The following is a 15,246-nucleotide window of genomic DNA, read 5'->3' on the forward strand; positions in this document are numbered from 1 at the left end:
TCAGTTCTCCCACTGAAGGTCGTCAACGGCGTCGAGAATACGGTCGACGCTCGGAAGGTAGTAGTGCTCCAGTTTGGGAGCAGGGTATGGAACATCGAAACCAGTGACTCGGCGGATAGGCGCAGCCAGGTAGTGGAAGCAGCGCTCCTGCACACGGGCAACGATTTCAGAGGACACTGATGCGAAACCGTGGGCTTCGGCGATGACGACGGCGCGGCCCGTTTTACGCACGGACGCGGACACCGTTTCGTCGTCAAACGGCACGATTGAGCGAATGTCGATCACTTCAAGCGAACGGCCTTCTTCGGCAGCTGCCGCTGCTGCGGCGAGTGCCGTTGGAACGGACGGTCCGTAGGCAATGAGCGTCGCGTCGCTGCCCTGGCGTGCGACGGCGGCACGCCCCTCGCTGCTGGACCTCTCGGAACGGTGGGCGTCGTGCTCGGCACGAAGGGCATCCAGGTCCACTTGGTCCTTGGACCAGTAGAGCTTCTTGGGTTCCATGAACATCACGGGATCGTCGGAGTCGATGGCTTCGCGGAGCATGCGATAGCCGTCAGCGACGGTGGCCGGCGTGTAGACCTTGAGGCCGGCGGTGTGGGCGTAATAGGACTCTGAAGAGTCGCAGTGGTGCTCCACCCCGCCAATCCCACCGGCGTAGGGAACACGGATGACGATGGGCAGCTTGATGGCGCCTCGGGTTCGATTGTGCATCTTGGCTACGTGGCTGACGATCTGTTCAAAGGCCGGGTAAGCAAAAGCGTCGAACTGCATTTCAATGACAGGACGCATTCCATTCATGGCCATGCCGACCGCCATGCCGACAATTCCCGATTCTGCCAAAGGGGTGTCGAAACAGCGTTGTTCGCCGAAGGTTGCCATGAGTCCGTCGGTGATTCTGAAGACGCCACCTAAGCGGCCCACGTCTTCACCGAATACCAACACCGAGGAGTCTGCCTCCATCGCATGGACCATGGCCGTATTGAGTGCCTTTGCCATCGTGATGGTCTGCGGGCCGGAAGCTTCGGCGATCGCTGCAGCGCTTGCTGCTGCGCTGGCGGTAGCGGAGCTGACGTCACCGGTAGCAGCATGCTCAGTGGCGGCGGATGTGCTGACGGCGGGGCTCATTTGCCTGCCTCCTTCTGGCTTGCGTCACGGGCGAGTTCATCGGCGAGCAGGGCGGACTGCTCCAGGAGTTGCGGGGTCGGTTTTGAGAAGACGTACCGGAAGAGGTTCTGCGGATCCACCGGGACGTCCTCCCCCAAGCCTTCGCGAAGTTGGGTCGCAACGGCCTCGGCTTTCGCTGCGATGCGGCTGGCTTCATCGTCGTCGAGCAGTCCACGGCCGCTGAGGTAGGCAGTCATGCGCGTGATCGGGTCTTTCGCCGTCCACGCTGCGACTTCGCTGTCTTCGCGGTAGCGGGTGGCGTCATCGGCGTTGGTGTGCGCTTGCATTCGGTATGTGTGGGCTTCGACCAGGAGCGGGCCGGATCCTTCGCGGGCCAACTTCACGGCCCGGTCCAGGACGGCGAGCAGCGCCACGAGGTCGTTCCCATCCACACGTTCGCCCGCCATGCCGTAACCGACAGCCTTGTGTGCAAGCGAGGGCGCAACTGATTGGTGGCTCAGCGGCACGGAAATGGCGTATTTGTTGTTTTGGACGAAGAAGATGACTGGCAAATGGAAGACGGCGGCGAAGTTAAGTGCTTCATGGAAGTCGCCTTCACTGGTTGCACCGTCGCCGCACATCGCGAGTACTACGGTGTCTTCGCCGCGCAGTTTGGCGGCATGGGCGACGCCGACAGCGTGCAACAACTGGGTGGTCAGCGGCGTGCACTGGATACCGACTTTGTGTTTGGCCGGGTCGTAGCCACCATGCCAATCGCCGCGGAAAATCGTCATGGCCTCTACCGGATCTACGCCACGGGACATGACAGCGACAGCATCTCGGTAAGTAGGAAAGAGCCAATCGCCTTCGCGAAGGCACAGCGCGGCAGCAACCTGGCATGCTTCCTGACCGTGGCTGGACGGATAGACGGCCATTCGACCTTGGCGGACCAAGGCCGAGTTCTGATCGTTAACTCGGCGCCCAACGACGAGTTGTTCATACGCTGCCATGAGTTCGGTGTCACCCGGAATCGGGTACTCATGGCCAGGTTCAGCGCCTTGTTCGCCTTGCGAGTTGAGTGCGCCGGAAGGGTCCACCATTTGGATCTGGTGGCGGGCCGGCAGCATGTAGTCTTCCACGCTGATTCCGAACTTGCGCCGAACTTCGGACGCCTGCTCGTTCTCATCCATTTCGTCCGGCCGAGCGTCAGCCAGACCTTGTTCCTTGTGGTCTGCGGAGATCGTCATTGGTCCGTCCTTCTGTTTCCACTATTTCACTCCAGTATGTTCCTTGGAGAAGTTTCGTATCCAGCCCCGGCCGGAATCGTGGAAAGGTATGCTGGAAAGCACTGCATTGAAAGACAAATTGCAAATGTGAGCTGGGTAACGGACTCAGCTGTGGACGAATTGGAGGCGCGATGGCCGAGTCCGAAACGGATCAGGTGGAGGTTCCCCTTGACCAGGTAGACCGGGACATCATCGCGGAACTGACCCGGGACGGGCGCATGTCGGTGACCCAGGTAGCGGAGAACGTGCACATCAGCCGGGCGCACGCGTACACACGAATCTCGCGCCTAACGAGCGAAGGTGTCCTTACGAAGTTCACGGCGCTGGTGGATCCCATCAAGGCGGGCCTGAAGTCGTCGGCTTACGTCACGCTCAAGGTCCAACAGCATTCCTGGCGAGAACTCCGTGAAGAACTACGGCTTATTCCCGAGGTTCAGCACATCGCCCTTGTGGGTGGCGACTTCGATGTGATCCTCTTGGTCCGAGCCACAGACAACATCCACTTACGCCGCGTCATCTTCGACCGGCTTCAGTCAATGCCCGGCGTTCAGGACACCCAGACGTTCCTGGTATTTGAGGATCTGGATACGAGGTAGGTCCGAGCTTCTGAAGGTGACAACCCGTTCCTAGTCGTGCCTACGCCACAGGACAAACGCAAATAGTAGCGGGGGCGCAACAAGCGGGTTGAGTCATCTTTGCCTTCACTCGCATTCGGAGCCGAAAGCTCAGGAGGCCAGCACCTGCAGGGACACCCAAGGCCGACAACATGATTGCGAGGCCCGCAACGTAGTGGGTAAGGGACACGGGATGGTTATCGAGATAGAGCCAGGTAGACGACGGCAGCCGTAACCAGGAGCAAGACGATCAATCCGCCGATCTTGAACCGCCTCCGGGTCGGTTTCCGATACGGGTTGATGTCGACGTAAGGCAAAGCGTCCTCCATTTTCTTCGTATTCCTGAAAGATCCCTGAATAAGTATCGGCCATTTCGCGCCGCATGTAACTGCGATTGCGACTCCCCCTCGACTCAACGCGGTATCAGCGTTCTTGTCGTGGAGCCCGGCATAGTATCGAGAACCATTATCAGTGGCCGCCAAGCCTTCAGGGCAAGCGATGAAGCATGCGAAGAACGAACTTCAAACCGTAACCGTGACGTCGAGACCGATGGTACCGACGGCCCGCGGGTACACTCGTAGCAACCGCACTTATCTAGCTTTCCTAAGCCCGTCGTTCAACTCGCTTGGGAATTCGACACAGGGGGAACCGAGTTTGGATCTACGCGACTACTTGCGCGTCTTGCGGCGCAACTGGATTCTGATTGTAGCGGTCGCACTCATTGGAGTCCTGGCCGGCGGAACAGCTTCCATCGTAGTGAAGCCGACATACACTTCCGACACCCAGTTGTTTGTCGCAATACAGAGCTCTGGATCAGTGCTGGAACTTCAGCAAGGTAACACCTTTAGCCAGGCCCGAGTGCAGTCATATGTTAAGACGGTCGGAACTCCAGTGGTTCTTCAGCCCGTCATCGATAGTCTGGGCCTGAACGAATCGGCGGACGATCTAGCCAAAAATGTCAAGGCAACGTCAGACGTCAACACTGTCCTCATCACAATTTCCGTCAGCGATAATTCGCCAGTACAAGCCGCAGCAATCGCTGAAGCCGTGGCAAACAGTCTCATCAAAGCGGTCGACACGCTGGAGAAGCCCAAGGCTGGCGGAACGTCCCCCGTCGGGCTGTCAATAATTAAACCGGCAAAAGCACCCGTCTCGCCCTCGGCGCCGAACACGCGACTCAACTTGATTATTGGCCTTTTGATTGGCCTGACCCTCGGGGCGACGGCTGCCGTTCTTCGCACTGTCCTGGACAACCGCATCCGCAGTGAGGTTGACCTTCGCAAAGTGACGGACTCCCCACTGCTTGGCGGAATCGCATTCGATCAAGACGCGGCGAAAAGGCCTCTTCTTACTCAGGCCGCTCCGCAAAGCCCGAGGGCAGAGTCATACCGACAATTACGTACTAACCTTCAATTCGCGAATGTCGCGGGACACGCTAAAACGGTTCTGGTTACGTCCTCGGTGCCGGGTGAGGGAAAGAGCACGACGGCAACTAACCTTGCAATTGCTCTCGCTCAATCCGGGCAATCGGTCTGCCTAGTGGATGCGGACCTCCGCCGGCCAATGGTCAATGAATACCTCGGTTTGGATCGGAGTGCAGGCCTGACAACTGCTCTCGTTGGCGCAGCAGATCTCAACGAGCTCCTCCAGCCGTGGGGCACCGAGAACCTATACGTGCTCGTGTCGGGCCAGGTGCCACCGAATCCAAGTGAGCTGTTAGGTTCCGACGAAATGCGGGACCTTCTCAGCCGACTCGAAGAAGCATTTGATTGCGTCGTCGTCGACACCCCGCCATTGCTGCCCGTAACGGATGCTGCGGTGCTGTCACAGCACGTGGGCGGTGTGGTTGTAGTAGCCGGGTCAAACAAGCTCAAGCAGCACGACCTCCAGAAGTCGCTCGCCGCTCTAAAAATGGTCGGTTCAAACGTCTTGGGTATCGTCTTGAATCGCTTGCCCGCAAAGGGACCAGATTCCTATGCTTACAGCAACTACAGTTATGAGTCAGCGGATCGTTCGCATGGCCGAAAAGGACGCTCGTCCGTCCGTCGTTCCCGCAGCACGACCAGCGAAGATCACTACGAAGACGATCGCAATACAGAAGACGAATTGCGTCCGGCGAGTCTGTTCCCAGTGGACCGCGTGGGAAGGCAGTAAGGGCTGCTACGCCTAAAACCGTAAGACGAGGTTGACGCGTCCCTAAGTGGGGAATCAATAAAGCACTGGAGGACTGCTCCCAAGCAATCCTCCAGTGCTTTTAATTCATTTACGCAGTCAAACCGTCATGACGGGTGAGATTGATACCACGATTCATACAAGTCAATCGAACGCTCCCAAGTCATGCCTGCCACCCGCTCCTGGGCTAGCACAGCCCGCCTTTTGCTAGCCTCGTTGTCTGGGGACAGAAGAGCACGCCTAAGTCCAGCTTGGTCGTCCGCAGAAACATATCGGGCTGATTCACCACACAATTCCTGATGCGGTTCGATGTCGCTGAGAAGAAGTGGAACACCTAGCGACATAGCCTCTAACACAGCCATCGGCTGCGCCTCCAGCTTTGAAAGTGACAGGTACAGAGACGCGCCTTTCAGTATGGAAAGTGCCGAGGGGCGTTCTTGATGGCCAACGAAGACTATTTCTTTGCCAGTCGCCAGTCGGCGAAGTTGGTCCTCATACTCCCCCGAGTAGGAGCCTCCGCCCCCACCCACTACGACCAGCGGCCCAAGAGTATTAGCGATTTCCTTGCTGTAAGCATTAATAATCGTTTCAATATTCTTCTCGGGAGTCAGCCTGGACATTACTACTGAATACTTATCCGGTAGTTCAATATCAATATCGGCAGAAGAATCGTGGAAACTAAACCCATTAGGAGTGAACTGAACTTCACAGCCAAGCATACGACCCAATTCAGTACCGACCGATTCGGAAACGCACGACACTGAACTGGCGTTCTTTAGTGATCGGACTGCTATCTTGCGGAAGATCCAACGAGCGGGCGCTGGCCATTTTCGCCTTTCCCAATCGAGGCCATGCGCAGTCACCAATGTCGGAGCATCACCGAAGGCTCGTTTGGATAGGGCTAGCGGGAACGCAGGACCGACCCCATGAATATTTACTATATCCGGCTTAAGCCGGCGGATCTCGACAAGTCCCGACAAGATCTGTGAGGCGGTGTGCCAGTACTTTCCCTTAACGGTCCTCGTTTCATGAACCTGGAAGCGATTGCCATTACCAGCATCCTCACCTAATTCACCGACGAAGACGTGCACCTTCATCTCACGGGCAGCCAATCCATCCGCGACATTTTCAACAACGACTTCCAGCCCGCCGTGCCGGGCCGGAAAATTGCGTGATCCAACGAGAGCAACTTTCAAGATACACACCTCATAGCGTTGATTTGACCAGTGTAGACGCGATCGAGTTCATCCATATGCCTATCCCACGAGGTTTCCGTCCGAAATCTTTCTAGATCTCCGTCGATATACTGGATCGCATCGATTGCCCGAGAAAGCTCAACGGAACTTAGGTCAGCAAGGACGACCGTTCTGGCGCCGATAGTTGAAAGTTCGGGCAGTCCGCCCCGCGCAGTGACGAGTAGAGGCACCCCGTCAGCAGCAGCTTCCAAAGCCGACAGCGGAGCGTTTTCGGGCCATGTACTCGATACGACTTGCGCGAGGCAATCGCGACGTAAAGCAGCCAAGGTGCTTTGGTCTGCGTGCCCAACAAACTTCACATCCGAACGTTTTGAACGACCGATCTCTTCGAGCTCGGTCCTTATGGGTCCATCCCCCGCAACTACCAAGGGGACACCCAGGGAACCTGCTGCTGAAATCAATTCCCCAACTCCCTTCTCCCTTGAGAGCCGGCCCACATAAAGGAGGTATCCGCCAGAACCTACCCAGTCTTGACCGCTTGGCTCCACAGGATTTCTAACAAGATCAATATCGACTAAAGGTCCAATCCAACTCGACCTTAGAGCGTCTGCCATAAACTTCGACGGACCTATAACTCGGTCCGGAATCATACGGCGGGACCTTACTAACAGCGCTTCCAGGCCAACCACCGACGACCAGGCCAGACTGTCATGGTGGCATTTTTCCCGGAGAAGCCTCGGAGATACTTTGATCGTGCAGGAGAAGCAATCCGCGTTGTTGACATTAGCGACGTACGCTGGGCAGATAAGCTTATAATCATGCGCCGTGCATACTGACGGTATTTGATGCGATCGAATAGCCGAAATTATAGAAGAACTAAGCTGGTGTGCGTAATTATGGAGGTGCACAATATCAGGACTAAATGCCGCCAATGCTTTATCCACTGCATCGGCCGCAAAGCGAGACCATAAAACGTCCTTCGCAGCCTTTAACTTTGCCACGCCCTCAAGCTTATGATAGTCGGGCACGTCAAGACCAAACGTTCTGATATCTTCAGAAAGCATTGATGTATCCGGATCGGCCCCCAAGACAGCGACATGATGACCGGCACTGTTTTGATGAGAGGCAGTCCGTAGCATGTAGTTCTCGGCCCCACCTTTCGGGTACGCGAACTTGTTTACATGCAGAATTCGCATCTAAGCCTCCATAACGGACTGCCGAGTAAGCACTGCTTGCTCTGCGCCTTTTTCCGCAATAAACTCGGACGTTATACGCGTTTGAATTGAATTAATCGATTCATCTACAAGAGTATGCAGACCCGCCAACTCTAGTACCCCCCTGTGTTTTGGCTCATACCCCACCACCTTCGTCTGTGTTCCAACCGCAAGACCAGCCAACGCTGCGTGTAGCCGTTCACAGACGGCAAAACGCGCACCGCTCATATGAGTTAGGACTTCAGAATATTTTCGCAGCTTATGGATACTTACCTTGAGCTGCGGATTAACACCACGAATGAGCTCGGCAACACGCTCACACTCTTGGTCGTCCCGTCCATCTTGAAGCCGGTTGTCCCAATAGTGCATGGCGATTAGCGATACTCGAGCACCAGGATCAAGGGTGGAAACGTAGTCCCTCATGTGTGGCCATATTTTGGGTTCCTTCGGTCGGTCATTGCCATAGAAGTCGCTGCCGAGCGGAGCCACGACCAACGCGGTGATACGTTGAGGGTCTGTTCGGTCAACAGACACATTCAACCAAGCCAAATCGGGAACACAATCAGAATGCAATCCAAGTCCCAACAAGATATTCTGTGTGGTCATCTCCCGACTTCTCCAACGAACGCCGCGACCAAAAAATCTAAGGGCAAGACTAAGCGAAGTTCTCTTGGCTGAACTGATGCTGATTGGCATCGTCTCTACGTCGATCTTTAGGCCGATTGCAACTCGATAGAGCGCAAGTGTAATCAGAGACTCTCGCAAATACTTATCGCCCAAATATCCGCCACCGACACCGACAACTCGATCAGCTCTGACGATCTCGCTAAGCCATGCCGTGCGAAGGGTTCGCGAACACGCCCTAAGAAGCGATTTTCGAGTGCTGGTCGGGATAGGCAGTATGCTCGTAACCAGTGCAAGAAGTATTCCTGATACATCCCTGAAGAGCATGGACAAACGTCCGGCGGCATCGAACGTGCGCCACCGAACCCTGCTCAGAGGCTTGAAGCAAAACTCTGTTCCTGAAAATTCCGGGTCGGCTTCAAAACCCGCCTTGTCGGTGCATAAAACAACCGGTAAAACGCCGTAACGGCTCCGAACTGACTCAATCGAAAGACGGACAAGTTCACCGTCTCCTACGTTTGTGGGACTGTAGGCATCTGATATCAGGATTCTCATCTATTGACCCTCCAGTCTGCTTTCCCCATGACTACCTTTACAAGAAAAATTCCGTTCGTAAGACTGCGAGTCCTAACGCTGAAACGAATCGATCGAAGCAGCACAGCCAAAGGAATCAGCAGGCGGAACCAAGCGTGACCGTACTCTGTTATGAAGTTAACCTTTGATTGCAGCTGGCTCGCGGCAACACTAACTGGATACCGCAGCGATGTGGAAGCTCCAGTGTGGGTAGCAACCGAGGGGAGAACGGAAATCTCAAATGCCCCAGCCCGCTGCGAATATCGATATACCCAATCAGATTGTTCCAGCCAAAAGAACTCATCTCGCAGAGGGACCGAGCGCAAATAATCCAACGGAACAGACAAGACTGAGCCCGACGGTGCGAACGGTGGACATTGCACAGTTTGAGTCTCCTGTCCCAAGGTAGCGATGCTCCTACGTGTCACACCTTCACCAAAGAGGAGAGCGCAAAGCTGTTCCCCGCCCGTCGTCGCTCGACGGACGTTTTCCAACATTCCACGCGAATCAAGTACCCGTGGTACAGCCATGCCACTTTCGACTGAAAGTAATGCTCCTACTGATTCTTTAGCAAGGCTCGCGTCGGGGTTAATCAGAAGAAGCCGACCTGAGAACTTCGGGTGAAGTCCCACAACATATGAGACAACTCCGGCAAACCCTCGGCGGGAGGGAGTTTCTGACACTGTCACACCACCGATGTCTGAAGGTGCGTTCCCGCTGCAATCATCCACAGCAAGAACCAAGGTGTCCGGGTTCTCGCTGGCATAAGCGACTGCGCCTTGAAGAGCCAGACGAACCTGAGCAGATGCGTGGCCGAAGGTAATACAAAGAATGATATCTTTCACTTTAAGCCCCTCTTTATACAAGAATGAAACATGTAAGAATTCCTTACCTTGGCCACTAATTCCGAATTGACGGACTGAATTCGCTCGTCCAAAAGCAAATCCTGGTCCAAAAAACTGCGGTCTTGCGACAAGGAATCCAATCCAAGCCGATAAGTAAATATGTCATCTGCATGAACGACGACCTGGGGAATGCCGGCTGCTGCAAAGTCATAAAACTGAGGGTTTAGTCCACGATCGAACTGGTCGTGATGGACATTCACCACAAGTTCACGATTGGCCCGAATTTGCTCTAAAGTCGCGAGTCGCGAGGCTGATGGACGCAAGATCACGCCCGGTATATTCGGCCAGCCTGTTCCTTGGAGAATGAGCTTCGATCTCCCGACCAATTGTTTAGCCAGTTCAATTCGCTCAGGATACGGGGAACCAACCATTACAACCGAACTCGGTTCATATGTATCAGAGCTCAACAGCGCCGGATCGATCAATGTCGATCCCCAGGGCATGATTCCCTTAACACTACAACCATCAGGAATCAGACGAAGCCAAGACTCATCGGCTGAGAGTACCCTGTCAAAAATACTCCAGTTCGTGGTTTCGACCCTGCGCGCTCCTAGCGGAGCATCACCGATCAATGCGACTAACTCCGCACATCGTGACTTGAGGGACCTCAGCATCCGCAAACTAAATCGGTGAGGCGAAACGACAAAAATCGCCCTGTAGCTTTCGTGACGAGATAGGCAAGAAGCGTTCAAACGTCTAAGCCCTTCGATGCCTGAGAATGGTGAACTCATCAAAAGACGGTCCAATCGACGGCGTATATTCCAAAGAATGACCGAATCACAGGTATCACCGTTACGCGTCATTGCTTGAGCCATTTCGACGGGCCCAACGCCCCACCAACCGAGCCCGGCGACCGCAAATCTGTCCGGCAAGACTTCCCCCATTCAACGCAAAAAACATTAGGCCAATTTAGGCGGTGACGTAGCAAAAAATTAAGTAAAGACCACAGAAATACCGGCGATCAGAATCCCGGCAATAGAAGGAAGCCACACAGTTCGACTGGATGCCCAGCTGCGCGCATTTTCCCAATATAGTAAATAGAAAACTAGACAGCTGAGCAATTCCACGAGGCCAATAGCAAAGATAGCTCCCGCTAAATTGCCCACACTAATCAAAAGCCACTTAATACCAACGCTCCCCGCGCACGTTATAACACTACCGATGAGTAGCCGGTGAGTTCTTCTGTCGGAATAGATCATCGTTGTTGTCGGTAAATGGCTAAAGAACAGCGGTATGGCCGAAAACAACATAGCCATTTCAATGAAGGTAGCTTCAAACGGTAGCAAAACATGGGCTGCTTCGAGGCCCAGGAGAATAACGACCCCACAAAAACTTGCCGGAAAGACTATGGCTTGGGTGCGAGTTGAGAGAGCACGCAACCGCCGGGCCTTTGTCCTTAAGCGCAGCGAAGATATGTCTCGCGCTTCGTACTGCGCCAATGAGCCCCGCACTAGCGCAAGGGCGTCAAATATTCGAGTCACAACGCCGTAAAATGCTACCGATGGGAGTGGAGCACCAAATGCCGCTAGGATCACCAAATCGACCCGACCGTAGACGATTGCCAGTAGCAGACTTCCCGAAATACCTTGAGATTCACGAACCAGGCCCGGCAGCAGGGCATTTGATAATGGAAGCCTACTGCGAGAGAGTAGGATTCCAAGTGCAATCACATTTCCGAGGGAAGAAAACGCGATCATTGCCGCCGAACTGTAAAACGAGCCGAGGATAATGCCGGCGCCGGTCAAGATACCGTTTGTCACTAAAGCAACAAAGAGTGACCTATCCCCCAGTTTTGCGCCGACCCAGACAGCCTCCATGTCCGCGTAGAATAGTCGGCTAACGATGAAGAAGGCCACCGACCCGAATACAGCGAGTTGGCCGATGAATATTCCGATTCCGATACTTAACGTGACCAGTAGTATTGCCAATAAAATTCGGAATTTCAGGACTACCTGAGGGAAGCCTAACCGCAGTTCACCAGAAGAGATCCTTCGGGCCAGGATCCGGTCCAGCCCTAGGCCGGCAACCGTTGCCGCAGCGGAAGCATATCCGACCTGATATACATATTCACCGACTACTGTCAGGTCAGAAGCAAATTGTGTTGCGACCAGCAAGCTAAATCCTGAAGCAGCAGCATAAACCAACCGTCCAAAAGGCAGATAAGACTTGTGGATAGCGGTCCTGATGCTCGAAGAGACATTGTTCATTGAGTACTTCAAAACGTCAAACCTTTGAAGCTAGGGGTAACTTGCTGGCATCACTATCTCTGGAAAGCCTCGCATTATTCCAAAGGACAACACCGGTGATCACAACCGATGCCGCTAGGAACTGCATTGACACTAGGTAACTTCCGTAAAACGAAAGCAAAATCCCAAAAGCGAACCAATTGCGAAGGTTAGGCACCCAGCGAAGCACAAAAGCCATCAAGGCGCCCATTATCGCGGCCACGAGCAATCCTCCGATGGATCCAAAATCTGCGTTTGCTCCAGCCCAGACCGGTGTGGCGACGGCACCGACCGACGTTGCAGAGAATCCGACGGCTGTTGTCATCCACAATTCAGGATCTGGTGCCAAGTTGATGGCATGAAGTAGACCGCCAAAAATAAAACCGTTTGGCGGTCGGCTGTCATAATTCTGTAAGACTTCGTGAACTACCAGGCCATTACGTGCAGCATAGAAGATGCTGGGCCCAAGGATGTCTGAAATCCATCCTGCTACACCCCCAATATCCTGCAGTCGGTTTTCATAGACCTGTTGAATACCTTCAGCTGTTCTAGCGGTGTAGATCTTGATAATCGACACAATAGCAAGAACGCCGCCCAGTACGATATAAAACCGCTGGCGTTTGCCCACTCTTCCGGTGCTCATCAGGGAGGATGACGTGGCGAGCCCTACCAGATATCCACCTAGGAGCAGCCTGCTGGCCGTACCTAACACTAGAATCGCCACGATTACTTTTAAGGTGACCGTTAGTTTCGATTTTTTGCTGGTTAGGAAGGCTGCAGTAATTGGAAGTACGCCGCTGAGCAATCCCAGATATGGATTTACAGTGAGCAGCCCATTTAGCCTACTAGCATCTCCCTGAAGAAGGGGAATGCCTGATGTGAAGCGCGCAAGTAACACAACCGCCGATCCAATCAGCAGAAAAGCGTGAAGAGACAGAGGGACAATCTGTGTTGCCTTGTCGCGGCTTACTGAGAAACTACGATTACTGATCGTCGCTATCGAAATGGCGAAAACATTGGAAAAGGCGATGGCGAATGCGGATGTGGAAGAGTCGATAGTTAGATAGCCAAGGTATTCGACTTCACCCGCAGCTCCGAAAAGCATGAGCATGTTTCCGGCAAAGCAGGCAGCTAGGAGTGGTCGCACACTCTTGCTTGTGACGCACAATAATAGCGGCGCAATCGCAGCAACGGGACCTGCATCAGGACTGAGGATAACTAGTAGGGTCGATATTGCCGAAAGTGCAATTAGAAACGGAAAACCGATCAGAAGGGATGTCGACAGCGAGGTGTGCCTCGCTTGGATCTCATCGGAGAAATCCCTCCGATTGCTAGGACCAAGGGTTTTAGGATCCATTGTGGTCCCCGTGATGGGCTTGGCGGGAGAAATGCAGACTGCAAGCCTGTTCGCCGAATGTAGACAGGTCCGGGGGAACCGTCAGATCGGCGAGGACAGCGGGTACCACGCCTATCAGTCGGCGATCGCCAGAACACATCAGATCAGGCTGATCCAAGTTCGTTCCCCCTATACGATGTTTGGATGTGGAGGCCGAGCCGCCTTTGCACCACCCCGATTGTAGCGGGACTATCCAGATGCTCTCGTCTCCCAACCGGAGCAAGTCTCGAGATGACATGGACGCACCAATCGAATCGGGCAACTGGTGCGCACGTGTGACACCGAGCGGACGGAACCCGCAGCCACCTGCGACGGCCAGGTCTGGCATAAGTGCCACCTGAAGAAATTTTCCGACACTCGATGGCAGATTCCGGTTGTCCAGTAACTGAACGAACGATTTGCCAGTTCTTGCAACATTACCTTGATGTGCTGCGCCGATGTATTCTGTCGGCGGGGTCACCCATAGATGAATACGATGCGGCTATTGGGGATGAGTGGGGGCAATGCCTGATTGGCGATTAAGAACTTCGCGCGTTCTTCGGGTTCTCGATGCGTTCGTTGTTGTCTGGGCCGTGGCGGGTGCGTACGTCATTCGGTTTGGCGTCGAACCAAGCTTCGAAATAACTCACGACTCACCGAACTATGTTTGGCTTTCGATAGCGATTGTCGTCGCATGGTGGCTGATGCTGGGCGCCTGGAACAGCCGGCATAGTCGAATCCTTGGAGCGGGCCAAGACGAATACAAGCGTGTTGCAGCCGCCTCTCTTTGGTTGTTTGGCCTGATAGCTATCTTCTCCTACGTGTTTCGGATCGAAACCGCAAGAGGATATGTAGGCGTTGCTCTTCCCGTTGGACTCTGCGGCCTGCTTCTCGGTAGGTGGTTGTATCGACAGCACCTCAGCGTTGATAGACAGCATGGCGCGAGCATGTCACGTTTGTTACTGCTCGGCGGTCCGAGCGCTGTCGCGCACTTGGCGGCGTCACTCCGGCATGCCAAGCATGCTGGATACCTGCCGGTCGCCGCCTATATGCCTGGTACTTCGGGTAGCCCTGAGATCGAAAAAGATTCAGGACTTCGGGTTCTGGGTCACGAAGCCGACACCAAATCAATACTCATCGCCATTGAGGAATGCGGCGCAGACGCTGTGGCAGTTTCGGCCGGCGTCCAGCTACATCCGCAGACGATCCGGCAGTTGGGTTGGGAGTTGGCATCGAGAAACATCGGTCTGATTATGGCTCCTGCTCTGACAGACATCGCGGGCCCGAGAATTCATACTCAGCAGGTATCTGGACTCCCTTTGATCCACGTCACTACGCCGACTTTAGAGGGAGGACAACGCGTAGCGAAGCGACTGTTTGATGTGGTCGTTTCAGGTCTCCTGATCGTTCTGACCCTCCCTCTGATGGCGGTACTTTCGCTCTTTGTGAAGATCGACAGTCGCGGCCCGGTCCTATTCAGGCAGGAACGAGTCGGAATAGAGGGCGCTACTTTCGATATGTTGAAATTCAGGTCGATGGTCGTCGACGCTGAGGCTCGACGTGCCGAACTTGAGCAGCGCAATGAAGGAAATGGCCTGCTCTTTAAGATCAAGGATGACCCGAGAATCACTCGCATAGGCGGCGTCCTCAGGCGTTACAGCCTTGATGAGCTGCCACAACTCTTCAACGTTCTGACAGGTTCCATGAGCCTTGTAGGTCCTCGTCCACCGTTGCGACGCGAGGTCGACGCCTATGAACAAGACGTGCGACGACGACTCTTGGTGAAGCCGGGACTTACCGGCCTCTGGCAGGTGAGCGGTCGCTCCAACCTGTCCTGGGAGGATTCGGTGCGTCTAGATCTCTATTACGTCGAAAACTGGTCACTCGCGGGTGATCTCGTAATTATGCTACGAACGGCTCGTGCGGTCTTTGGCAAAAGCGGCGCCTACTAGATGGGA

12 protein-coding genes are annotated in these 15,246 nt (G+C 54.5%); 3 read left to right on the top strand and 9 right to left on the bottom strand.

The window, feature by feature from the left end:
- Window positions 1–1,125 carry an alpha-ketoacid dehydrogenase subunit beta gene (locus ABCW42_RS16600; RefSeq protein WP_423182221.1) on the bottom strand — a complete coding sequence of 375 codons (1,125 nt, stop codon included), beginning with the start codon at window positions 1,123–1,125 and terminating at the stop codon, window positions 1–3.
- Window positions 1,122–2,351, bottom strand: a complete 1,230-nt coding sequence (locus ABCW42_RS16605; RefSeq protein ID WP_423182222.1) for a thiamine pyrophosphate-dependent dehydrogenase E1 component subunit alpha — start codon at window positions 2,349–2,351, stop codon at window positions 1,122–1,124. Before ABCW42_RS16605 ends, ABCW42_RS16600 begins: the two co-directional genes overlap by 4 nt.
- 170 nt (window positions 2,352–2,521) lie before the next feature.
- Between ABCW42_RS16605 and ABCW42_RS16610 the strand changes: the two genes are divergently transcribed.
- On the top strand, window positions 2,522–2,986 hold the full coding sequence (locus ABCW42_RS16610) for an Lrp/AsnC family transcriptional regulator (protein WP_423182223.1): 465 nt from the start codon (window positions 2,522–2,524) through the stop codon (window positions 2,984–2,986).
- 215 nt (window positions 2,987–3,201) lie between these two features.
- Here ABCW42_RS16610 and ABCW42_RS16615 read toward each other — a convergent pair whose 3' ends face one another.
- Window positions 3,202–3,333, bottom strand: a complete 132-nt coding sequence (locus tag ABCW42_RS16615) for a hypothetical protein (RefSeq protein WP_423182224.1) — start codon at window positions 3,331–3,333, stop codon at window positions 3,202–3,204.
- Window positions 3,334–3,658: 325 nt separating this feature from the next.
- Here ABCW42_RS16615 and ABCW42_RS16620 point away from each other — a divergent pair, with 325 nt between their 5' ends.
- Window positions 3,659–5,158 (top strand): polysaccharide biosynthesis tyrosine autokinase, encoded by a 1,500-nt coding sequence (locus tag ABCW42_RS16620; protein ID WP_423182225.1) that lies wholly within the window; start codon window positions 3,659–3,661, stop codon window positions 5,156–5,158.
- A gap of 125 nt (window positions 5,159–5,283) precedes the next feature.
- Here ABCW42_RS16620 and ABCW42_RS16625 read toward each other — a convergent pair whose 3' ends face one another.
- From ABCW42_RS16625 to ABCW42_RS16650, 6 genes are all read right to left on the bottom strand, one after another.
- Entirely contained in the window at window positions 5,284–6,372 is a 1,089-nt protein-coding gene (locus ABCW42_RS16625) for a glycosyltransferase family 4 protein (protein ID WP_423182226.1), read from the bottom strand.
- Window positions 6,369–7,568 carry a glycosyltransferase family 4 protein gene (locus tag ABCW42_RS16630; RefSeq protein ID WP_423182227.1) on the bottom strand — a complete coding sequence of 400 codons (1,200 nt, stop codon included), beginning with the start codon at window positions 7,566–7,568 and terminating at the stop codon, window positions 6,369–6,371. Before ABCW42_RS16630 ends, ABCW42_RS16625 begins: the two co-directional genes overlap by 4 nt.
- A complete protein-coding gene (locus tag ABCW42_RS16635) occupies window positions 7,569–8,765 on the bottom strand; it encodes a polysaccharide pyruvyl transferase family protein (RefSeq protein WP_423182228.1) in 1,197 nt (398 codons plus the stop codon).
- A gap of 859 nt (window positions 8,766–9,624) precedes the next feature.
- Window positions 9,625–10,572 (bottom strand): hypothetical protein, encoded by a 948-nt coding sequence (locus ABCW42_RS16640; RefSeq protein ID WP_423182229.1) that lies wholly within the window; start codon window positions 10,570–10,572, stop codon window positions 9,625–9,627.
- A gap of 48 nt (window positions 10,573–10,620) precedes the next feature.
- Window positions 10,621–11,895 carry a hypothetical protein gene (locus tag ABCW42_RS16645; protein WP_423182230.1) on the bottom strand — a complete coding sequence of 425 codons (1,275 nt, stop codon included), beginning with the start codon at window positions 11,893–11,895 and terminating at the stop codon, window positions 10,621–10,623.
- Window positions 11,896–11,911: 16 nt separating this feature from the next.
- Window positions 11,912–13,270: a hypothetical protein gene (locus ABCW42_RS16650; RefSeq protein ID WP_423182231.1), complete on the bottom strand. Its 1,359-nt coding sequence runs from the start codon at window positions 13,268–13,270 to the stop codon at window positions 11,912–11,914.
- Between the two features lie 542 nt (window positions 13,271–13,812).
- On the opposite strand from ABCW42_RS16650, the gene ABCW42_RS16655 reads away from it, so the two are divergent.
- Window positions 13,813–15,240 (top strand): sugar transferase, encoded by a 1,428-nt coding sequence (locus ABCW42_RS16655; protein ID WP_423182232.1) that lies wholly within the window; start codon window positions 13,813–13,815, stop codon window positions 15,238–15,240.
- The last annotated feature ends 6 nt before the right edge of the window (window positions 15,241–15,246 follow it).

It is taken from the genome of Arthrobacter sp. NyZ413, from assembly GCF_049390645.1.
Taxonomy (GTDB): Bacteria; Actinomycetota; Actinomycetes; order Actinomycetales; family Micrococcaceae; genus Arthrobacter.

Bases quoted from the DNA above. Each gene is read 5' to 3' on its own strand.
- ABCW42_RS16610 (WP_423182223.1), top strand. From the start codon at position 2,522: ATGGCCGAGTCCGAAACGGATCAGGTGGAGGTTCCCCTTGACCAGGTA.
- ABCW42_RS16605 (WP_423182222.1), bottom strand. From the start codon at position 2,351: ATGACGATCTCCGCAGACCACAAGGAACAAGGTCTGGCTGACGCTCGG.
- ABCW42_RS16635 (WP_423182228.1), bottom strand. From the start codon at position 8,765: ATGAGAATCCTGATATCAGATGCCTACAGTCCCACAAACGTAGGAGAC.
- ABCW42_RS16640 (WP_423182229.1), bottom strand. From the start codon at position 10,572: ATGGGGGAAGTCTTGCCGGACAGATTTGCGGTCGCCGGGCTCGGTTGG.
- ABCW42_RS16600 (WP_423182221.1), bottom strand. From the start codon at position 1,125: ATGAGCCCCGCCGTCAGCACATCCGCCGCCACTGAGCATGCTGCTACC.
- ABCW42_RS16655 (WP_423182232.1), top strand. From the start codon at position 13,813: ATGCCTGATTGGCGATTAAGAACTTCGCGCGTTCTTCGGGTTCTCGAT.
- ABCW42_RS16645 (WP_423182230.1), bottom strand. From the start codon at position 11,895: ATGAACAATGTCTCTTCGAGCATCAGGACCGCTATCCACAAGTCTTAT.
- ABCW42_RS16650 (WP_423182231.1), bottom strand. From the start codon at position 13,270: ATGGATCCTAAAACCCTTGGTCCTAGCAATCGGAGGGATTTCTCCGAT.
- ABCW42_RS16615 (WP_423182224.1), bottom strand. From the start codon at position 3,333: ATGGAGGACGCTTTGCCTTACGTCGACATCAACCCGTATCGGAAACCG.
- ABCW42_RS16630 (WP_423182227.1), bottom strand. From the start codon at position 7,568: ATGCGAATTCTGCATGTAAACAAGTTCGCGTACCCGAAAGGTGGGGCC.